The sequence below is a fragment of the Mesorhizobium sp. LjNodule214 genome (assembly GCF_964252735.1).
Taxonomy (GTDB): Bacteria; Pseudomonadota; Alphaproteobacteria; order Rhizobiales; family Rhizobiaceae; genus Mesorhizobium.
Genome location: NZ_CAXUPE020000002.1, coordinates 1320373 through 1339486, shown reverse-complemented (window position 1 = coordinate 1339486; position 19114 = coordinate 1320373). Strand labels below are relative to the sequence as shown.

The window sequence follows — 19114 nt, the reverse complement described above, 5'->3', positions numbered from 1 at the left end:
GCGGTGGACGGCGTTCGCATCTGTCTCTACATCAGGTCGGTTCAAGAGACTGCGCGTTGAGAGATGCGCGCCGCGCCCCAGTACTGCGAAAGGACAATCATGGGTCAGCTCAATGCCGGGATCGTGCCTGTCACGCCCTTCCAGCAGAACTGCACGATCCTGTTCGACATGGACGACAAACAAGGCGTCGTCGTCGATCCGGGCGGCGACATCGACAAGGTGCTGGCGGTGCTGAAGGACAATGCGATCACCGCGGGCGCGATCTGGATCACGCACGGCCATATCGATCATGCCGGCGGTGCGATGGAGCTGAAGGAGGCGCTCGGCGTCGACATCATCGGCCCGCATGAGGCTGACCAGCCGCTGCTCGCAAATCTGGAGAACCAAGCAAAGCGCTTCGGCATCACCGATGCCGTGCGCAATTGCGTTCCCGACCGTTTCCTCACCGAGGGCGAGACCGTGTCATTCGGAGCGCATTCGTTCGAAGTCCTGCACTGTCCGGGTCATGCACCCGGGCACGTCGTCTACTACAACCGGGCGGCCAAGTTCGCCCATGTCGGCGATGTGCTGTTTCGCGGCTCGGTCGGGCGCACCGACCTGCCCGGCGGCGACCATGCGGCGCTGATCGCCTCGATCAAGGAGAAGCTTCTGCCGCTCGGCGACGACATCGGCTTCATCTGTGGCCATGGTCCTGGCGGCCGCTTCGGTGAGGAGCGGAGGACCAACCCGTTCCTGACCTGACGGCAGGCCTGCTCACACGGCACCATCACCTCAAACAAAAAAGCGCCACCCGTGGGCGGCACTTTTGGTATGAAACAGAAAATCCGCCTCAGTTGGCGACGCAGAAGTGCTGGTCGCCGTCATTGCCCGTAAACGTGCCGGTACGGGCGTTGAAGGTCCGGTAGCGGTCCGAGCAGTATTCGTACCAGGCGCGGGTCCACGGTTCGGCGTAGCGGTCGGCATAGACGACACGCGGCTGCTCCACATAGTAGCGGCGAACCGGCGCCGGCCGCACATAACGATAGTCATAGTCGTCATCGTAGTAGCTGTAGCGGGGCTGCGGATTGCTCAGCGCGCCGGCGATCAAGGCGCCGGCCGCGAGGCCGACAACGCCGGCGGCGAGGGCGTCGCCATTGTCGTGGTGGTGACGGCGCCAGCGCCAGTCATCGGCATTGGCCGCCGGCAAGGTGGCCAACGTGGTCGCGGCGATACCCGCGGACAGGATGGCGGTCTTGAGAATTCGGTTCATTCGGTCTCCTTCGTGCCGGTCCGGGGTAGTTTCAGGGGATACGGACCGGTTTTAGCGAAGGTTAATAGGAGACCGTGGCTGAACGGGGGCTGAACGAAAATTCGCCGGATGGATCAAACGCACGCGGCATACCATAGGTCGGGCGGGAGTGGACCCGCCTCATCGGCCTCCGTCCGATCTGTCTTGAGCCGGCTTAGCCGATCGACAGATTGACGGCCTTCGGACCCTTGCCGCGCTTGTCCGGCTCGGTGTCGAATGTCACTTTCTGCCCATCCTCCAGACCGGGAAGACCCGACGCCTGCACGGCCGAAATATGGACGAAGACATCCTTCGCGCCATCGTCCGGCGTGATGAAGCCGAAGCCTTTGGCATGATTGAAGAATTTGACGGTGCCGGTCTGCGGCATGGGAAGCTCCCTTTGATCCCATAAATTCCAGTCTCGGGCCGGCAAATGCCCGAGTGGAAATTTGTCCTTTATTTTAGCGCTATCGGCAAGAGAAAGTTTTTGCACGCCCCGGCAAGCATTTAGGGGCATGGAAAAGGCGCGACGGGTGACCGTCGCGCCTTTGAAAAACTCAATCCCGGCCTGGAAGCCGGTTCATGATCTCGCAATATGCCTGGCTGGTCCGCGTGGACGAACGCGGGTCAGACGGATCAGGCCGCGCGGAGATTGACCGCCTTGGGGCCCTTGCCCATGCGGTCGGGCTCGACGTCGAAGGTGACCTTCTGGCCGTCGACCAGCGTGCGCAGGCCCGAAGCCTCGATCGCGGAAATGTGGACGAACACGTCCTTGGCGCCGCCATCGGGCGTGATGAAGCCGAAGCCTTTGGTCGCGTTGAAGAATTTAACGGTGCCGGTCTGGGCCATTGGGGAAACTCCTTCACCCGTGTCAGTCTTGTGGTTTGCCCGCCGCCTGGCGCCGTGGGCAAGTCCCGGTGGTTGCTTCGGCAGTCATGCATTGGCGCATGGTCAAACCCCCCGCCGAAAACGGGGCCGTCAGAGATTCACAGTATCGGGGAAAGGTCGTCCAAAACGTTCCGCTCTCCGGGTCGCAAATGCCCGAACACAAAATTTATCGCACGGAAACGTGATGGTTGCAAGACAGGCGCCGCGGGGCGCCCCGATCGGCGCATCCCGACGCATGGCTTCGATAGACCTGGCTTCCGGTCCGGTCATCGGCCAGAGCCTGTTCGCGCATCGTCCAGCGCGCATGCCCGCGCTGCTATTCGAGGCGCGGGCGGCGGTATGATGCGCCTCCGGTCTTCCGCAAACGGCGGTTGCATTTGGCAAGGGATTAGCGAGGATCGGCAGGCGTGTTTTGCGCCGAGGCGGGGGCTCGAGGGAGATATTCATGAAATTTCTTGTGACGCTTTTCTCGCGGCAGGGTTTTGCTCTCCTGTTGCTGTCGGCACTTCTGGCAGCTTGCACCGTGGTGGTGGACGAGGGGCCCGGTCCGCGCCCGCGCCCACCAAGGCCGGAGCCGCAATTCTGCACCAGGGAGTATGAGCCGGTCTGCGCCCGTCGAGGCAGCGACCGCCAGACCTTCGCCAATGCCTGCCTTGCCGATCGGGCCGGATACCGCATCGTGCGAGATGGCCCGTGCCGCGACGGTGGCGGCGGCGGCGGTGGCGAGGAGCAGACCTTCTGCACGCGCGAATACGCTCCGGTCTGCGCCCGCCGCCACGGCGAGTTGCGCACCTTCCCGAACGAATGCGAGGCCCGCGCCGCGGACTATCGCATCGTCGGCGACGGACCGTGCTGAACGAGGCAGGACCTTGCCATCCTGCCATGGCAAGGATCTGCAACAGGCGTCCCATCTCTCCGTTTTGGCGGGGAAGTGGGCGCGACGTTGCCTGCCAGGTTCCATAACCGCGTGGCGATGCCCAGTGCGTCTTGAAACTGCCGGCCGTATGGCTTAGGTCCGGCTGGCGGACAAACACGGCAGGTTTCCCATCAACAGAGATCAAAGAAGAGCGGCGGGCGCGGGCGCCAGATCGGGTTCCGGAGGGCCGCCGCCCACGGTGCTCGACCGGTATGTGCAGCAGGCGCTGCAGCTGCACCAGACCGGGCGCCGGCAAGAGGCCGAGACGCTCTACCGGCAAGTGCTGGCGCAGAAGCCGAACCATGCCGCCGCGCTGCATTTCCTCGGGCTTTTGCTGCATCAGACCGGGCGAAGCGAGGAAGGGCTCGACCTCATCGAGCAGTCGGTGACCCTGCAGCCGAAGAATGCCGACTTCCTCAACAATTTCGGCACGGTCATGCGCGATCTCGGTCGCGTCGCTGCTGCCGTCGATTTCTTCCGCGGCGCGGTGGAGATTCGGCCGGACCAGCTTGCGGCGCGCGACAATCTCGGCTCGGCGCTGAAGCAGCTCGGCCAGTTCGAGGGCGCCGAAGAGATTTATCGCGGCACGATCGGCCGCAATCCGTTCCACGTGCGTGCCCGGATCGGGCTTGCCGAAACGCTGCAGGAAGCGGGCCGGCTGGACGGGGCGCTCGCCGTCTTCCGCGAGGCGCTGACGATCCGGCCGAAGGATGCGGAACTCCTGTACGGACTGGGCGTCGGCATGATGGAAAAAGGCAGGCTTGGCGAGTCTGCCGATCTCGCCCGGCAGGCGCTGGCGATCGATCCCGCTATGGCGAAGGCCTGGCTGCTGCTGACGCAGGTCAAGCGTCAGCAGGAGCGCGACGCCGAGCTTGCCGGCATGGAGGCCCAGCATGCCAAGGCGCCGGAAGGCAGCCTGGCGCGCATGCAGCTTTCGTTCGGCCTCGGCAAGGCGAATGACGATTTGAAGGATTATGGCCGCGCCTTCGACTATTTCGCCGAAGGCAATGCCATCCGACGCCAAGGCATCGACTACGATGCGGCGAGGACGCGCGACGAATTCGAAGCGATGAAGGCGGTCTTCGACAAGGCCTTCTTCGAAAAGCACAAGCCGAGCGCGATCGCCGACGATACGCCGATCTTCGTCGTCGGCATGCCGCGCTCGGGCACGACGCTGGTCGAGCAGATCATCGCCAGCCACCCCCAGGTCTATGGCGCCGGCGAGCTCAGCATTCTGAAGACGGCGGTCGGCAAGCAGTTCCCGATGAGCATGCACGGCGGCTTTCCCGGGGGGATCGCCGACATGCCCGACAAGGCCTTCGCCGAGGCGGGGCAGGCCTATCTCGACATGCTGCATGCCCGCTATCCCGGCTTCCGGCACGTTACCGACAAGATGCCCGGCAACTTCCTGCTGGTCGGCTTCATCCATCTGATGCTGCCGAAGGCAAAGATCATCCATTGCGCGCGCGACGCGGCGGCGACCTGCCTGTCGATCTACAAGGTGCATTTCCGCGGCGACAGCCATCGCTACGGCTACGATCTCGGCGAGCTTGCCGACTTCCACAATCTCTACACCGACATCATGGCGCATTGGCGCGCCGTGCTGCCCGGCGTCGTGCATGATGTGCGCTATGAGGATTTCGTCGCCGACCAGGAAGGCCAGACGCGGGCGCTGATCGCCCATCTCGGCCTGCCGTGGGACGATGCGGTGCTGTCGTTCCACGAGACCGACCGTCCCGTGCGCACGGCCTCGGCCGCGCAGGTGCGCCAGCCGATGTACCAGGGGTCAGTCGACCTGTGGAAGCGCTATGGTGATCGGCTGAAGCCGCTGCTGGACAAGCTGGTGTAGGTCAAAATTGAGGTGAGGCTCCGCCTGACCTCAATATTGACCTACCCTGTGAGATGCCTAGAGTTCTATGAAGGGCTGGAAGCCGCCGAAGATCATGCGCTTGCCGTCGAAGGGCATGGTCGACCAGTCACCCTTCAGCCGCTCATCGGCCATCACCTTGGCCATCACTGCGTCGCGGCTCTGCCTGGATTCATAGACGACCCATGCGAAGATAACGATCTCGTCGTCCGTGGCCTGCACGGCGCGCGGGAACGAGGTAAGTTCGCCATAGGGCACGTCGTCGCCGACGCATTCGACATAGGCAAGCGCGCCATGCTCCTTCCAGACGACGCCGCCGGTGTTGGCCAGCTTCTTGTAGTCGTCGAGTCTTGCTTTGGGTACGGCAAGCAAGAAACCATCGACATAGGACATGGGGTTCTCCTGATTTGAGAGCGATCTCCCTTCTCCCCTTGTGGAGAAGGTGGCCGAGCGAAGCTCAGTCGGATGAGGGTGTTCCAGCCTGACGCCGACTTACCCCTCACCCGGATTGCCAGCCGAATTGCGAAGGGCAATTCGGGGCAATCCGGCCTCTCCCACAAGGGGAAGAGGCAAAAAGGGATCAGGCCTTCACCGGCGCATTCATCGCCCATTCGACGCCGAAGGGATCGCGCATATTGCCCCAGCGATCGCCCCAGAACATCACTTGCAACGGCATGACAACTTCGCAGCCGGCATCGACGGCGCGCTGCCACCAGGCTTCGATGTCGTCGCTGGCGAGATGGAGCTGCATGGTGTAGCCCTGCGGCTTGACCGGGGACATGCCGTGCTCGGGATAGAAATCGGAAATCATCAGCGTCGAGCCGTTGATGTGAAGGTGGATGTGCATGGTGCGGCCCTGCTCATCCGGCGGATAGAAGAAGACCTGCTCGGCGCCGAAGGCCTTCTGGTAGAATTCGGCGGCCTTGAAGGCGCCGTCCAATTGAAGGTAGGGCGTCAAGCCGCCGAGGACTTTCGCGGCAGGCTGGGTTTGCGGCTGATCGTTCATCTTTTGCTCCTCTTTGCGTTTGATTGGCCTTGCGAACCGTAGGACGAATGAAGTGGCGGCGATCCTACATGGCTGACGAGATCTTTTTAGTGCCGCGACCGAGGCGCCGGTCGTCGGCGGTTGAAGTGGCCCTGGAGCCTGTCAATGGCGCCTGCCGCAATGGGCCGGGCAGCCGCTTTCATCTCGCTCGCTCAGGGAGCCCTGCAAATCCGAGGGCCGTTTTGAGCGTCGATGATGATTTCCGGCCAGCCGATATCCTTGCGCAATTCGATCGGCAGTGAAAGGAGCGCGCGCTCGCTGCGGTAACGGGCGCGGTTCGCCGCGTAGCGGGCCGCTATGCGGCTTACGGATGACAGAATGGACATGATGCTTTCTCCTCGATTGAAGCCGGCATCATCGTGTCGGCATCCCAAGGACGTGGCGCGCGGCCACGATCCGACAGACCGCCGAAACTTTTTGGCCGGCCCACGACAGGCCGGCCCCTGGGCTTGTCCTCAGCCCACTGTCTCGGCCACCGAGCGGAAGAAGTCCTCCGGGCCGTCGACCTCGGTCAGCCGGTGCCTCTCGATCAGCCAGAAGCGGTTGCCGATGGCGCGGATGAAGGAGCGGTCGTGCGAGGCGAGCACGCAGCTTGCCTGATGCGCCAGCAGTTCCGCTTCCAGCGCTTGCTGGCCGTCGATGTCGAGATGGTTGGTCGGCTCGTCGAGCAGATAGAAGTTGGGATTGGCAAGCCGAAGCGCCAGCATCATCAGCCGCGCCTTCTGGCCGCCGGACAGCATGCCGATCTTGCGCTCCTGCATGTCGATGGCGACGCCGGCACCTGCGAGCAGCGAGCGGGCGCGCTGCTCGCCGACATCGAATTTTCGCGAGACCATCGCCAGCGGCGTGTCATCGCCGCTCATCCCGGACAGAGCCTGGTCGCTGTAGCCGAGCACCGTGGACGGCGTCACCTTCACGCTCTGCACGGTTTCAGGTTCGACAATGGCATTCCTGATCAAGGTGACAAAGCGCGATTTGCCGACGCCGTTGCGGCCGAGCAGCACGATCCGGTCACCCTGACAGATGTGGCGCTTGCCGGTGCGAAACAGCAGCGACCCGTCGGGCGTTTCGACCGCTGCGTCGTCGAGCGTGATCAGCACTTTTGCGTGCGTTCCACGATTGGCGAGCCTGATCGCGCCTGCCGAATTCTCGCGATGCGCGGGTGCTGCCGCCTCTTCCAGGCGTTCGGCCCGCTGGTTGAGCTGCTTGGTCTTGACCGTCAGCAGGTCGCTGCCCGAATTGATGCCGATATTGTTCAGCTTTGCCGCCTGCCGGCGCAACTGTTGCGCCACCTTCATGTCGCGCTGGAATTTGCGCTCCGTCGAGGCATCGACTTCGTCCAGCGCGTCGCGTGCCCGCGAATAGGGCAAGGAAAACACCGGCGACTGTTCCGGTCGCAGGAACAGTGTCCGGTTGGTGGTGGCGTCGAGAAAGGCGCGGTCATGGCTGGCGATGACGACAGGCACTTCGCGCGGCAGCGCATTGAGCCAAGTTTCCAGCTGGCTGATCCGGGCAAGGTCGAGGTGGTTGGTCGGCTCGTCGAGCAGCAACACATCCGGGTTGGTGACCCAGACGCTGGCGATCAGCGCGAGCCTCTGCCATCCGCCGCTCAAGGCGCGCATCTCTCGCTCGCGCATCGGCTCGGGCACGTCGAGCGAATCTAGCACCACGTCGACACGCCAGAGTTCGCTTTCGGCCTGATCGGCCGGCAAGGCATCGGCCACGACCTGATGAAAGCTGCTGCCGAGGAGCGCAGGCGGAACGGACTGTTCGACATGGCCGACACGCAGGCCGCGCGTGCGAGTGATGTCGCCGGATGTCGCTTCCATCTCGCCGGTCAGGCATTTGAGCAAGGTGGACTTGCCGCGGCCATTGGCGGCAACGATGCCGAGCCGGTCGCTGGCGCCGATGGTGAGGTCGAGATTGGAGAACAGCGGCGCACTCATGGTGACGCCGAGGGATTTGAGGCTGATCAGGGCCATGTCGATTTCTCTGGTCTTGCCGGAAGAAACTCCGGTCGATGCACTTTGACGGTGCGCGGGCAGGCCATCAGGCCAAGCATTGCGGCACCACGAAGAGCAGACCAAAAATCGAAGCGGGAAAAACCCGGACCGTCCTGGTCAGCCCTGCAAGCTAGCTCGCAGGGCAGAAATCGGGCCACGCTGACGATGGTGACGAAAAAACGTAAACACGTGAGCCCTCCTTTCAAGACAACACGTTGAGTGTGCGGAGCGATTACACCAAAGGCGGGGTGGGTGGCAATTGGCTGCCAAGGACGGTGGGCAACCGGCGGCGATTGTCACACGGACCTCAAGTGGCCTCCGCTTACTCCGTACTCTTTATTCAGATCCAGCAGGAAATGGCCGAAAACCGCGCTTTTGCGAAGATCAACAACGATAACAAGAAGGGCGTTGAACCTGCCGGTGCCAATCAAAACCTGGTCAAACCGGTTTTGGGCGTCTCGGTAGACATAGTGGACGTCGTTCAAATAGGGCAGCCCGATCTCATCCAGATCCAGCGCTTCGACATATGGCCATATGTCTACTGCAGCCTCTGCTGTGGCGATGACGTTCGTCATAGGCTCCGCAAAGCAAGCCTTGAATTCGTCTTCCTGAAGTCTGCGAGTGACGACCATTACGCATTCTAGACGCCGGTTGAGAATGCCCGCAATAGGTATGCAGCCCGCTTACCTTCCCGGCCTGCCCGTTTTGCCTGGCCGTCGTTTCTCGCGGCGGGCGTCGCCCGGGTCTTCGTAGGAGCCGATGCCGGTGCGTTGACGGACGATGGGTTTGCTGGAATCGTCGCGATCCTTCGCGCCCCCCTCTCCCCTGCCGGGCATCTCCCCCACACGGGGGGAGATTGGCTGTGGCTTCGCCGGCACTTTTCCTTCGACCGGTGTCTCCGTCCGCCGCACCGTCATCTCGTCCAGCGAGTTCTTCTTGAACAGCGGCTTGGTGGGCTCGCCCGGGATGCCGAAGTCGGAGCCGTGCGCTTCCTGCGCCGACTGTTTCTTGAACAGCGAACGGGACACCGCGCCTGATGGCGTCGGCATGTCGGTGCCAGGCCCCATATCGTCCAGCGACGGCTTGGCGAACAGCGGCTTCTTCACCGGCACCGCGCCGTCGGCGCCCATTTCGTCGAGCGCCGGCTTGCGGAAGAGGTTGGACCGGGCAGCCTTGGCCGCCTCTTCGGCGGCACGCGCTTCGTCGAACTTGCGGAAACGCTCCTGTTCCTCCGATGTACGATGTTTGGCCACGCCCTTGTTGTGCTTGCCCTTCTCGCGACCCGAGACCGGGCTTTCCATGTCGGCATATTTGGCCAGCGGATCATCGGAGATCGACAGTTCCATCTCGCGCAGCCGCTTGATCTCGTCGCGGATACGCGCCGCCTTCTCGAAGTCGAGATTGGCGGCGGCGTCGCGCATCTGCTTGTCCATGGCGTCGAGATGGGCTTTCAGATTGTTGCCCATCATGGCGCCGGCGCTGTCGGTGAATTGCGAGATGTCGGCGCGGACATGGTCCTTCTCGTAGACCGAATCCAGAATGTCGGAGATGCGCGACTTGACCGATTCCGGCGTGATGCCGTTGGCCGCGTTCCACTCCATCTGCTTCTCGCGGCGGCGGTTGGTCTCGGCCATCGCCCGCTCCATCGAGCCGGTGACCTGGTCGGCATAGAGGATGACCTTGCCGTCGACGTTGCGGGCGGCGCGACCGATGGTCTGGATCAGCGACGTCTCGGAGCGCAGGAAGCCCTCCTTGTCGGCGTCGAGGATGGCGACGAAGCCGCATTCGGGAATGTCGAGGCCTTCGCGCAAAAGGTTGATGCCGACGAGCACGTCGAAGGCGCCGAGGCGCAGGTCGCGCAGGATCTCGATGCGCTCCAGCGTGTCGATGTCGGAATGCATGTAGCGGACGCGGATGCCCTGTTCGTGCAGGTACTCGGTCAGGTCCTCGGCCATGCGCTTGGTCAGCACAGTAACCAAAGTGCGGTAGCCGGCCCGGGTGGTTTCGCGGATCTCGCCGACGACATCGTCGACCTGGGACTTGGCCGGACGCACTTCGACCGGCGGATCGATCAGGCCAGTCGGGCGGATGACCTGCTCGGCGAACACGCCGCCGGACTGTTCCATCTCCCACCCGCCCGGCGTTGCCGAGACGGCGACGGAAAGCGGACGCATGGCGTCCCATTCTTCGAAGCGCAGGGGCCGGTTGTCCATGCAGGACGGCAGGCGGAAACCATATTCGGCCAGCGTCGCCTTGCGGCGAAAGTCGCCGCGATACATGCCGCCGATCTGCGGCACGGTAACGTGGCTTTCATCGATGAAGACCAGCGCATTGTCGGGGATGTATTCGAACAGGGTTGGCGGCGGATCGCCTGGCTGGCGGCCAGTGAGATAGCGCGAATAGTTCTCGATGCCGGCGCAGGAGCCGGTCGCCTCCAGCATCTCCAGGTCGAAACGGGTGCGCTGCTCCAGCCGCTGCGCCTCAAGCAGACGCCCAGCCTTTTCAAGCTCTTGCAGGCGGTGCTTGAGTTCTTCCTTGATCGACTTGATGGCTTGATTCAAGGTCGGGCGCGGCGTTACATAGTGCGAGTTGGCGTAGATCTTGACGCTCTTCAGCTCGCCGGTCTTCTGGCCAGTCAGCGGGTCGAACTCGGTGATCGACTCGATCTCGTCGCCGAACATCGAGATGCGCCAGGCGCGGTCTTCCAAGTGGGCCGGAAAGATCTCGATCGTATCGCCGCGCACGCGGAACGAGCCACGGACGAAATTGATGTCCTGTCGCTTGTACTGCTGGGCGACGAGGTCGGCGAGCAGCGCGCGCTGGTCGAGTCGATCTCCGATCTGCATCTGGAAAGTCATCGCCGTGTAGGTCTCGACCGAACCGATACCGTAGATGCAGGAGACCGAGGCGACGATGATGACGTCGTCGCGTTCGAGCAGCGAGCGCGTCGCCGAATGGCGCATGCGATCGATCTGCTCGTTGATCGAGGATTCCTTCTCGATGAAGGTGTCGGTACGCGGGACGTAGGCTTCCGGCTGATAGTAGTCGTAGTAGGAGACGAAATACTCGACGGCGTTTTCCGGGAAGAATTTCTTGAACTCGGAATAGAGCTGCGCGGCCAGCGTCTTGTTGGGCGCCAGGATCAAGGCAGGGCGCTGCGTCTCCTCGATCACCTTGGCCATGGTGAAGGTCTTGCCGGAACCAGTGACGCCGAGCAGCACCTGGGTGCGGTCGTTGCCGTCGACGCCCTCGACGAGATCCTTGATCGCCGTCGGCTGATCGCCTGCCGGCTCGAAATCCGACACCATCTTGATGGCGATGCCGCCCTCGGATTTTTCCGGGCGCGCAGGGCGGTGCGGCGTCCAGAGCACGCCGTCCTTGTGGAGGGGATTGCCGGATTCAATGAGCGCGGAGAGCGCGGCCACCGTGGCGGTGACGCCGCTGGACGTCATCGTCTCGGCTTCTTCCAGCGAGATGTCGAGCCCGGCAACCGGGTTGAGACCGGCCGCGGTGCGCTCTCTGGCCGTCGCCGCGCCACCCATCGAGGTGCCACGCGCCGTCCGGCCAGGAGAGGCGGAGCGCTCGGGGATCTTCTTTGCAGCTTTCGGCTTCGGCTGCTGCTCGGCCTCGCGCTCGATCTGTTCGGCCCAGTCGGCGATCGAGCCGGTCAGCGGCGTACCGGAGAATTCGGCCTGCGGCGCCTCGGCAAAGCCGCCCTTGTGCAGCGGCGCCTCGGCATCGAGGAAATCGGTCAACGGGCTGCGCCGCTTCGGCGCGCCACGGTCGTCTTGCGCCGCCGAGGGCGTTTTCTTGTCGGGAAGTTTGGCCATGACCCGAATATGGGAGGACTCGGCCAAAATGGAAAGAGCGGAGTGAAGAGGGCTGCACGGCCAGGCCAAGCTGCTGACAGAAGGCTGTCAGGAGCGGTGGCGTGCCAAGACGTACCCGCTCAATTGAACCACAGCGCGAAAGTCAAAAAGCCGGCGCCGCCGAACTGGCGCTGGATCTGGTCGAATTCCTCGCCGGTCAGGATCTTGCCGCTTTCGAGATAGGGGGCGATGGCCGGGCCGGTGATCGACAGCACCAGGTCGAAGGGTTTCGGCTCGTCGAAGAAGCGCTTCATGTTGATGCCCTTGTCGGCGATGCGGAAATGCGGCAGCAGCGTGCGGCCTTCGAGCAGGTCCTCGGCCATGGTAAGCGCGGCGAGCCAGGCCTGGACCTGCTCCTCGCCGACCTCGAGGCCGGTCAGTAGATTGGCGCCCTTCTGCTGCGGGCCGGGCAGCCATTCGCGGTCATTGTCGGTCTCGGCGCGGATCGCCTTCCAGTCCTCGCGCGACAGCCGGATCATCTCGATCAGGTGACGGCGCGCCGCTTGCCGGCGCTCCGGCTCGACCACCGGCCAGTTGATGAGATGCACCAGCGAGATGAAGTCGGCAAAGCGCCATTCGGACGAAAAGATGCTGCCGTTCATGCCGCCGTCGAGCGGGACGAGCGTGTCCTGCAGCGGCAGTTTGGCGCGCGGGAACAGCATGTGGAACGAGCCGTCGAAAGTGTTTTTGAAATCATGCGCCAACCAGAAATCGGCCTGCGCCATCAGGAATTCGGCATAGCCCCGCAGCCAGTAGCCGTCGGCACGATCGAAGCGGAAGGCGAGGGTGGGAGCGGCGGTGTCCTGCACGCTGCCGCGCGACAGGGCCGCCATGATGGCGACGGCGCTTTCGTCCGGTGCGATCTGGCCATCCTCGTTGAGATCGATGCCGAGACGGCCGAGGTCTATGACCATTCCGATATCGGCATCGGCAGGCACCGAGCCCAGCGTGGCGGCGGATTTTTCGAGCCGGTCGCGAAAGGCGGTCAGGATGGCGCGGAATTGCTCGTAGGTTAGGGGCTCGGGATTGGGGTTGTCGGGCACGGGAAGCCGCATCAGCGGCAGCATGAAGGATTGCGGGCTGTCGAAACCGTGGCGGTGCAGGCCGCCTGCCAGGATCTCCAGCGCGGTGAAGAATTCACCGGCGCCGGCGGCATAGGCCGACGCCGGATCGCTGGCGGCGGCGGCTTCGAGCGCGGCGAGCGCGCCATCGCGATCTGCCACGGTCCTGGCCTCGAACAGGGCGGCCGGATCGGGGGCCGCGGCACTGGCGGAAGCAAGCGGCAGCAGCAGGAAGACGGCGGAGACGACCAGTCTCGACAATCGCTTCATTTGGATACCTCTCTTTTGCAAGCTGCCGCAAATATACACGCATTCGGATCGCCGCGCCTGCCGGTCCTCATGCCGCGACAGCGCGACAGCCGCGGCGCCAATTGCCGACAGATACGCTTCAACCGATCGGGCAGACAGTCTACACAAGGCAAACAACTGGGCGCCGCGTGTCGAACTATCCGCTCTCCTACAAATTGTCCTGGCTGCCGCGCTTCCTCCGGCCGTCGCTCAGTGGCGACGTGCGCGGATTCGCGCCGCCGGCCGGAATGCTGATCGAACCGCCGCCTGCGCGCACGGTGCGGCTGGCCTTCGTCGGCGATATCTCGGCCGTCGCCAACCGCGGCGCGCCGGACTGCGATCCGGCGATCAAGGCATTGCTTGCCTCCGCCGATCTGGTGGTCGGCAATTGTGAAAGCCCTGTCGTCGAGCGGCCGAGCGCGGTGATGGGCACGCGGCTCGGCACGCATCATGCGATGGACGAACGCTTTCTCGTCGCGGCATTGGCGGCGGTCGGTATTGCGCGCGAAAAGCTCGTTCTGTCGCTGGCCAACAACCATGTGCTCGACCAGGGCGTCGCTGGTTTCGATGAGACGGTCGCGGCGTTGAAGCGGCTTGGCATCCGTACCATAGGTACCGCCGCGAAGGGGCCGGTCGAGCGGCTTGCGGTCGGGCCGCTGACCATAGGCTTCGCCGCCTTCACGCTATGGCGCAATGCCGATGCCACAAAATTCTCGGGCCGCGTGTCCATGCAAGGCGACCCGGCGCAGTGGCCGCCAGCTGCGGCCAAGGGCTTCGATCTTGTCTGCGCGGTGCCGCATTGGGACTGGGAGTTTCGGCATTATCCACGCGCCGAAACGCGGGCGCTGGCCAGGCAGTTGGCCGGGCACGGCGTCGGACTGATCGCCGGCCATCACGCCCATGTCGTGCAGCCGGTCGAGCGGATCGACAAGACGCTTGTCGCCTACGGGCTTGGCGATTTTCTCGGCACCGCCTTTGCCCGCCAGCCATGGCCGGGCCGTATCAGCTCCATCCTCGCCGTCGATGTCAGCGCGGACCTCGGTATGCGTGGAAAGATCGTCGCCTATCGAATGCATCCGTTCATGCGGCTGCGAGCCGGCGATCATGAGCGGCTGGTTTCGGTGGAGGCGCTGGAGGGTGGCATGCGCGACAAGGTCGATGCCCGGCTGAAGGCGATTTTTGGCGGACAGTTCGCAAGTGCGTGAAGCCGCAGGCTGGCTACTTTCCGGCAAAAGCGGCTATCATGCGACGGCAGAGGCAGGCTTGCGGCGGGGGTGGCGATGGAAACGGCGGATTTCATGCCGAGCGAGGCGGTGATCGCCGGCATCCGGAGGGACATCGAGGCCTATGAGGCCAAGCGGGCGTCGGCCTACCGGCAGGTGCGCTGGCGGGTGCCGGTGTTCATCGGTCTGGTGCTGGTCTTCATGGTGCTTGTCGCCTGGCTCTTCAACAAGGTCGCCGACCCCTACGAGCAATGGTTCTCGACGCCGCACGTCTTCCTTTATGTCGGCAGCTTCATTGCGGCGCTGCTGCTCTACTTCCAGGCGGTGAAGCCGGCGACCAGATTGCAGCAATCCTCCCGCGAGACGCTGCTGCCGATGATCTTCGGCTTCATCCAGGACATACGCTACCAGCACGGCGTTCGCCCGAATTCGTTCGACCGGTTGCCCCGTGAGACGGTTGGTCCCTTCAACCGGCAATCGTTCGACGATGTCTTTTCCGGCCGCTACGAGGGGTTTGCGTTCGAGCTTTATGAGGCAGAGTTGCGCGAAGGGACGGGCAAGGGCTCGTCCACGGCTTTCAGAGGCGTCATCGTCGCTTTCGAGACGATCACACCATTTGCCGGCACGCTGGTGGCGACGCGCCGGGCCAATGTGGTCGTCGGCTTTTTCCGCGGCATTTTCGCCAGCAGGATGGAAGAGCTGTCCTCCGGCGTTCCGGAACTCGATGCCGCCTACGAATTCCGCACCGACAATGTCGAAGCGGCGCGGCCGCTGGTCAGCGGCCGCCTGGCGCAGGCACTGAAATGGCTCGGCGAAACCTGGCCCGACGATCCGGCGCGCGTGGCGCTCAATGGCAGCGACGGGTTCCTGCTGCTGCCGCAGCCTAAGGATTTCTTCGAGTTGCCCGATATTTCGGTGTCGCTCGACTACCAGACCCATGTCGCGCCGATGATTGCGGACATGGGCGCGATGCTGGCGACGGCGGCACTGGTGCGCAAGATCGGCGCGACGGATGAAGAGGCTTAACCGAAGCGCAGCTTCATGCCGAGGATGGCGACCACGAACAGGAAGGTGACGCCGTTGGCCAGGATGACCGGCCAGGAGCCGATCAACAGGCCGTAGAGCGTCCACAGGAAAACGCCGGTGGCGATCGAGCCGGTGGCGAACAGCGAGATGTCGCCGGCCCGGCGCTCGCGCGCCACCTTGGCGACCTGCGGAATCCAGCCAAGCGTGGTGATAAGCGCGGCAAACGCGCCGATGATTTCGATCGTGGGATGCAAGATGGCGACTTTCGAAGGAGCAGCGATTGTGCGGTGCACCATATGCCAGATCGGGTCAGCCCTGGGAAGCGGGCAGATCGGCTGGACCAATGAACAGACCAATCCGGGTCGATCGCATCGCGGATCACCTCCGGGCTACCGGTTCTGGGCATGCCGTTCCCGCAGCGGCCTGTGCTTTTCGCGAAGCGGCCACGTTATCCGTCACGAGGGGATGGTATGTAGTTGAACGAAGGCGGCTTCGGCTGTCGCGATGTTGGGCTCGGCGATCGAAGGCGTTCAGCGAAACCGCTTGAAGAGGATAGGACAAGCCATGCGAACGAGACTTGCGGCTGCAGCGCTTGCCGTGACTGTGTTTTGCGCGGTTCTGGCCCGCGCCGATGACCTGAAAGCTTTCAAGCTGACGATCGATGGCGTGGTGGTCGACATCGACCCAGGCGAGGACATGGACGTGGACCTTGCCCGGCGGCAAGACGAGCAAGGTGCGGATCGACCGCAATGACTTCGCCACCTTCTCCGGCGCCACTTTTTCCTTCGTTCATCCAAGCAACATTTCGATCACCAAGAGTGATCTCAGCGACAGCATCACCCAGTATCTCATGGCTTCGGCCCTTGGCACGATCGTCCTGGTGCAGGAATACGACAAGATGAACCCGGTGTCTCTCAACCAGCTGATGCTGCAGGAGATGACGAAGGAATCCGTTCAGGCGGGTGGAACGCTGACGCAGGAGCCGACGACCCGCAAGCTCGCCGACGGCAAGGAACTGACGGGTATCAAGGCCACCGTGAAGACACGTACCGACGGTGCCGACTTCGAGATCGTCGGCTTCGGCCTTGCCGATCAGGGGCTGCTGTTCATCACGCGAATAGGCGATCAGGACGTTGCAACCGAAAAGCCGCTGATCGACAAGTTCTGGGAGAACCTCAAGGTCAAGCTGTAGGAAAGTTGGATTACAGTCCGCTCGGCATCATCCCCGCCAGCCAGTTGGCCGACCGTTTCGCCAGGCCGACCGTCGCGGAAGCGGCACGGCTGAGATCGGTCTTGACAACGGCGTAGCCGGCCTTGGTGCGGTACAGCACGGCGCGGCCGCCATCGACCGCCGCTTCATAGGCGACGGGTCTTGCGGCTTCCGTTTCCATCGCTGTCGCCGGCGATCCGACGGGAATGCTCGGCCTGTGGCTGAGTTCAGGCGGCAGCGGATCGCTCGCGGCTTGCCTCGGCGTCGTCAACTCGGGTGCCGAGGCTATCGCCGCCAGTTGGGAGGACGACACCGAACCCTTGGTGCGGCAAATGCCGGAGACCAGCGGATAGTTGAAATTCTTCTGGTGCAGCATCTGGCTTTTCATTGCCGCCTCGCAGTCGGCGATGGTCGCCCACTTGGCCGGCGTCTCGCCGATATATTCGCAAAGCTTGGCGTCGCAATCGCAGCCGACGATGGTCATGGCGACAAGGGCGGTCTTGATCACGGTCTTGTCCCTTTATGTTGCCTCTCACCAGCACCAATCGCTGCGGAACAAGGCGGGATTTGGCCGCGATTGTGAAATGTGCGTGACGGAATGTTTCTGAGATGCCGGCTGTGACCGAAAAACGTCAGTCGTCGTAGACGCGCTCCTGGCGCCGGCCTCGATCAGCGCCGACAGAACCGTGTGAAGCTTGCGCACGGCGACGGTTAGCCCGGTGCGGCGAATGGCCGGGTCGGCCGGCAGCGGGTGGCTGAACAATGTGCGTGGGGGTGGCCCAAAAACAGTCGGCGCTGGGATTTCTCCCAGCGCCTCCCTGTCAGATCAGGACACGGTCACGGCAGCAACTTCCGCAAAGTCGTCGCGCCAAGCCGGCCTTGATTTTGACGGTCCTGCCAGTCACCGCCCGAAAGCAGTGTCCGTTCCGGACCACGCCGATCTCCACCCTTGCGAGCTTCGCTCAGCGTACCATCGAAGGTGTTTGCCGTCCTTCATGGCAGCATCGGTCCGCCGTCGGCGTTCGCACGCTTTCCGCGGCCCCGTAGGTCTCGGCTTCCGTCCCTCTAGCAGGCAAGCCTGCTATCGCTCAGGGCCGTACGGGCCTCAGGAAATCCGCCTTTTCGCTTTGCCTTTCGGCTTGGCGATCGGTAGCCGCCTGAGATGGGTTCAATGTACGCCGGGTAAGTGTCCGGGGGAACCGCCCCGGGCCTGTGGATAGCGGGATTATCGGGGACCAAGCCGGTGGCAAGGCATTTCTTCGACGGAGCGCCCTGATCGGCTAGCTGAAGTAATCCGGCCTTGTCTGCCGCAATCGCGCGTTGCCGGACAATCGGCGCTTGCTCCGCAAGGCAGCGCGGGCTTCAATGCCGGCAAAGTAGTTGAGACGCAAGCGTTTCCGAAAGCCTTTGGGGGAGGTTGCTTGAAAGTCGGGGTGGTTCTCAATCCGATTGCCGGCGGCGGCAGGCTGAAGCGGCACTGGCCGGAGGTCGCGGCATCGCTGAAAAAGCATTTCGGCGATTTCGAGATGCGTGAAACCCAGGCCGAGGGCGACGCCGAAAGGCTGGCGCTCGACCTCGCCGCCAGCGGCTTCGATCTGGTGATCGCGGCGGGCGGCGACGGCACCGCCAGCGAAGTCGCCGACGGCCTGCTGCAGGCGTTCGATGAAACCGGCCGCACGACCGAGCTTGGCCTGCTGCCCTGCGGCACCGGCATCGATTTCGCCCGCGGGCTCGGCCCGGTGCGCGAGGTCGATGCCACACTCAAGCATATTGCCGAAGCCAAGCCGCGCAAGGTCGATGCCGGGCGCATCTGCTACATCGACGATCATGGCGCGCTGGCCAGCCGCCATTTCATCAACATCGCCAGCCTCGGCATGTCGGGCGCTACCGACCGCGCGGTCAACGCCGACAAGCGCAAGGGCAAGGTCTCGGCCAAGGCGCTGTTCTTCTGGCGCACCGTGGTGGAGTTCGTCCGCTATCGGTTCCAGGACGTCAGGATCACCGTCGACGATGGTCCCCCGGTCGAGGCGCGTATGGCGCTGGTGGCGGTGGCCAACGGCAAGTTCTTCGGTGGCGGGATGATGATCGCGCCGGATGCCGAACTGGACGATGCGCAGTTCGACATCGTCATCCTGCGCGCGGCGAGCAAGCTGCAGCTGATCCGGGATCTCAGGCTGCTCTATGGCGGGCGGCACCGCAACCATCCGGCAATCACCATCCTGCGCGGCAAGAAAGTGGTTGTGGAACCGCTCGGCGATGTGGAAAAGAACGGTGCGCTGGTCGACATTGACGGTGAGTCGCCAGGGCGCATACCCGCCACCTTCGAGATCCTGCCCGGCGCGCTGACCTTAAGGTATTGATTCAGGCGGTTAAGGAATTGATTCAGGCAGTTGCGGACATGAGTCCGCTGGTCCGCTCAATGATCTGAAATCGTTTGTAAAATTTAGCCGT

General features: G+C 63.4%; 20 protein-coding genes. 8 read left to right on the top strand and 12 right to left on the bottom strand.

What is annotated here, in order from left to right; genetic code table 11:
* The first annotated feature begins 99 nt into the window (after positions 1–99).
* Positions 100–741: an MBL fold metallo-hydrolase gene (locus tag ACSQ3Z_RS20180; RefSeq protein ID WP_436173048.1), complete on the top strand. Its 642-nt coding sequence runs from the start codon at positions 100–102 to the stop codon at positions 739–741.
* Positions 742–829: 88 nt separating this feature from the next.
* Here ACSQ3Z_RS20180 and ACSQ3Z_RS20175 read toward each other — a convergent pair whose 3' ends face one another.
* The 3 genes from ACSQ3Z_RS20175 to ACSQ3Z_RS20165 form a co-directional block, all read right to left on the bottom strand.
* Complete coding sequence (locus tag ACSQ3Z_RS20175; protein ID WP_436173047.1) at positions 830–1249, bottom strand: BA14K family protein; 420 nt, start codon at positions 1247–1249, stop codon at positions 830–832.
* 193 nt (positions 1250–1442) lie between these two features.
* Positions 1443–1655, bottom strand: a complete 213-nt coding sequence (locus ACSQ3Z_RS20170) for a cold-shock protein (protein ID WP_006202521.1) — start codon at positions 1653–1655, stop codon at positions 1443–1445.
* Positions 1656–1903: 248 nt separating this feature from the next.
* The gene (locus tag ACSQ3Z_RS20165) at positions 1904–2116 is read right to left on the bottom strand and encodes a cold-shock protein (protein ID WP_006202520.1); all 213 of its coding nucleotides are present in this window, start codon (positions 2114–2116) and stop codon (positions 1904–1906) included.
* Between the two features lie 484 nt (positions 2117–2600).
* On the opposite strand from ACSQ3Z_RS20165, the gene ACSQ3Z_RS20160 reads away from it, so the two are divergent.
* Complete coding sequence (locus tag ACSQ3Z_RS20160; RefSeq protein WP_436173046.1) at positions 2601–3011, top strand: Kazal-type serine protease inhibitor family protein; 411 nt, start codon at positions 2601–2603, stop codon at positions 3009–3011.
* A 274-nt stretch (positions 3012–3285) separates the two neighbouring features.
* Positions 3286–4920 carry a tetratricopeptide repeat-containing sulfotransferase family protein gene (locus ACSQ3Z_RS20155; protein WP_436173947.1) on the top strand — a complete coding sequence of 545 codons (1635 nt, stop codon included), beginning with the start codon at positions 3286–3288 and terminating at the stop codon, positions 4918–4920.
* Between the two features lie 57 nt (positions 4921–4977).
* Here the strand turns inward: ACSQ3Z_RS20155 and ACSQ3Z_RS20150 are convergent, their stop codons facing one another.
* From ACSQ3Z_RS20150 to ACSQ3Z_RS20120, 7 genes are all read right to left on the bottom strand, one after another.
* Positions 4978–5331: a DUF1428 domain-containing protein gene (locus ACSQ3Z_RS20150; protein WP_436173045.1), complete on the bottom strand. Its 354-nt coding sequence runs from the start codon at positions 5329–5331 to the stop codon at positions 4978–4980.
* Positions 5332–5518: 187 nt separating this feature from the next.
* Positions 5519–5944, bottom strand: coding sequence for a VOC family protein (locus ACSQ3Z_RS20145; protein WP_436173044.1), 426 nt, complete (start codon positions 5942–5944; stop codon positions 5519–5521).
* A gap of 191 nt (positions 5945–6135) precedes the next feature.
* Positions 6136–6309 (bottom strand): hypothetical protein, encoded by a 174-nt coding sequence (locus ACSQ3Z_RS20140; protein ID WP_436173043.1) that lies wholly within the window; start codon positions 6307–6309, stop codon positions 6136–6138.
* Between the two features lie 129 nt (positions 6310–6438).
* Positions 6439–7965: an ABC-F family ATP-binding cassette domain-containing protein gene (locus ACSQ3Z_RS20135; RefSeq protein WP_436173042.1), complete on the bottom strand. Its 1527-nt coding sequence runs from the start codon at positions 7963–7965 to the stop codon at positions 6439–6441.
* 317 nt (positions 7966–8282) lie between these two features.
* Positions 8283–8561, bottom strand: a complete 279-nt coding sequence (locus ACSQ3Z_RS20130; RefSeq protein ID WP_436173041.1) for a hypothetical protein — start codon at positions 8559–8561, stop codon at positions 8283–8285.
* 108 nt (positions 8562–8669) lie between these two features.
* Positions 8670–11816 carry an excinuclease ABC subunit UvrB gene (gene uvrB / locus ACSQ3Z_RS20125; protein ID WP_436173040.1) on the bottom strand — a complete coding sequence of 1049 codons (3147 nt, stop codon included), beginning with the start codon at positions 11814–11816 and terminating at the stop codon, positions 8670–8672.
* Positions 11817–11935: 119 nt separating this feature from the next.
* Complete coding sequence (locus tag ACSQ3Z_RS20120) at positions 11936–13186, bottom strand: hypothetical protein (RefSeq protein WP_436173039.1); 1251 nt, start codon at positions 13184–13186, stop codon at positions 11936–11938.
* A gap of 167 nt (positions 13187–13353) precedes the next feature.
* On the opposite strand from ACSQ3Z_RS20120, the gene ACSQ3Z_RS20115 reads away from it, so the two are divergent.
* Together ACSQ3Z_RS20115 and ACSQ3Z_RS20110 are read left to right on the top strand one after the other, a co-directional pair.
* Complete coding sequence (locus ACSQ3Z_RS20115; protein WP_436173038.1) at positions 13354–14409, top strand: CapA family protein; 1056 nt, start codon at positions 13354–13356, stop codon at positions 14407–14409.
* Positions 14410–14484: 75 nt separating this feature from the next.
* Positions 14485–15453 (top strand): hypothetical protein, encoded by a 969-nt coding sequence (locus ACSQ3Z_RS20110; protein ID WP_436173037.1) that lies wholly within the window; start codon positions 14485–14487, stop codon positions 15451–15453.
* Here the strand turns inward: ACSQ3Z_RS20110 and ACSQ3Z_RS20105 are convergent.
* Positions 15450–15749: a SemiSWEET family sugar transporter gene (locus tag ACSQ3Z_RS20105; protein ID WP_436173036.1), complete on the bottom strand. Its 300-nt coding sequence runs from the start codon at positions 15747–15749 to the stop codon at positions 15450–15452. The two genes, ACSQ3Z_RS20110 and ACSQ3Z_RS20105, sit on opposite strands and share 4 nt — an antisense overlap.
* A 268-nt stretch (positions 15750–16017) precedes the next feature.
* Between ACSQ3Z_RS20105 and ACSQ3Z_RS20100 the strand changes: the two genes are divergently transcribed.
* A complete protein-coding gene (locus tag ACSQ3Z_RS20100) occupies positions 16018–16206 on the top strand; it encodes a hypothetical protein (protein WP_436173035.1) in 189 nt (62 codons plus the stop codon).
* A complete protein-coding gene (locus tag ACSQ3Z_RS20095; protein ID WP_436173034.1) occupies positions 16163–16645 on the top strand; it encodes a hypothetical protein in 483 nt (160 codons plus the stop codon). The genes ACSQ3Z_RS20100 and ACSQ3Z_RS20095 overlap by 44 nt, the downstream gene beginning before the upstream one ends.
* Positions 16646–16655: 10 nt before the next feature.
* On the opposite strand, the gene ACSQ3Z_RS20090 is transcribed toward ACSQ3Z_RS20095, so the two are convergent.
* Positions 16656–17171 carry a hypothetical protein gene (locus ACSQ3Z_RS20090; RefSeq protein ID WP_436173033.1) on the bottom strand — a complete coding sequence of 172 codons (516 nt, stop codon included), beginning with the start codon at positions 17169–17171 and terminating at the stop codon, positions 16656–16658.
* A gap of 913 nt (positions 17172–18084) precedes the next feature.
* Here ACSQ3Z_RS20090 and ACSQ3Z_RS20085 point away from each other — a divergent pair.
* Complete coding sequence (locus ACSQ3Z_RS20085; RefSeq protein ID WP_436173032.1) at positions 18085–19023, top strand: diacylglycerol/lipid kinase family protein; 939 nt, start codon at positions 18085–18087, stop codon at positions 19021–19023.
* Positions 19024–19114 lie beyond the last annotated feature (91 nt).

Bases quoted from the DNA above. Each gene is read 5' to 3' on its own strand.
- ACSQ3Z_RS20140 (WP_436173043.1), bottom strand. From the start codon at position 6,309: ATGTCCATTCTGTCATCCGTAAGCCGCATAGCGGCCCGCTACGCGGCG.
- ACSQ3Z_RS20160 (WP_436173046.1), top strand. From the start codon at position 2,601: ATGAAATTTCTTGTGACGCTTTTCTCGCGGCAGGGTTTTGCTCTCCTG.
- ACSQ3Z_RS20170 (WP_006202521.1), bottom strand. From the start codon at position 1,655: ATGCCGCAGACCGGCACCGTCAAATTCTTCAATCATGCCAAAGGCTTC.
- ACSQ3Z_RS20175 (WP_436173047.1), bottom strand. From the start codon at position 1,249: ATGAACCGAATTCTCAAGACCGCCATCCTGTCCGCGGGTATCGCCGCG.
- ACSQ3Z_RS20130 (WP_436173041.1), bottom strand. From the start codon at position 8,561: ATGACGAACGTCATCGCCACAGCAGAGGCTGCAGTAGACATATGGCCA.
- ACSQ3Z_RS20145 (WP_436173044.1), bottom strand. From the start codon at position 5,944: ATGAACGATCAGCCGCAAACCCAGCCTGCCGCGAAAGTCCTCGGCGGC.
- ACSQ3Z_RS20120 (WP_436173039.1), bottom strand. From the start codon at position 13,186: ATGAAGCGATTGTCGAGACTGGTCGTCTCCGCCGTCTTCCTGCTGCTG.
- ACSQ3Z_RS20180 (WP_436173048.1), top strand. From the start codon at position 100: ATGGGTCAGCTCAATGCCGGGATCGTGCCTGTCACGCCCTTCCAGCAG.
- ACSQ3Z_RS20105 (WP_436173036.1), bottom strand. From the start codon at position 15,749: ATGGTGCACCGCACAATCGCTGCTCCTTCGAAAGTCGCCATCTTGCAT.
- uvrB (WP_436173040.1), bottom strand. From the start codon at position 11,816: ATGGCCAAACTTCCCGACAAGAAAACGCCCTCGGCGGCGCAAGACGAC.
- ACSQ3Z_RS20165 (WP_006202520.1), bottom strand. From the start codon at position 2,116: ATGGCCCAGACCGGCACCGTTAAATTCTTCAACGCGACCAAAGGCTTC.
- ACSQ3Z_RS20135 (WP_436173042.1), bottom strand. From the start codon at position 7,965: ATGGCCCTGATCAGCCTCAAATCCCTCGGCGTCACCATGAGTGCGCCG.
- ACSQ3Z_RS20100 (WP_436173035.1), top strand. From the start codon at position 16,018: ATGCGAACGAGACTTGCGGCTGCAGCGCTTGCCGTGACTGTGTTTTGC.
- ACSQ3Z_RS20110 (WP_436173037.1), top strand. From the start codon at position 14,485: ATGGAAACGGCGGATTTCATGCCGAGCGAGGCGGTGATCGCCGGCATC.
- ACSQ3Z_RS20150 (WP_436173045.1), bottom strand. From the start codon at position 5,331: ATGTCCTATGTCGATGGTTTCTTGCTTGCCGTACCCAAAGCAAGACTC.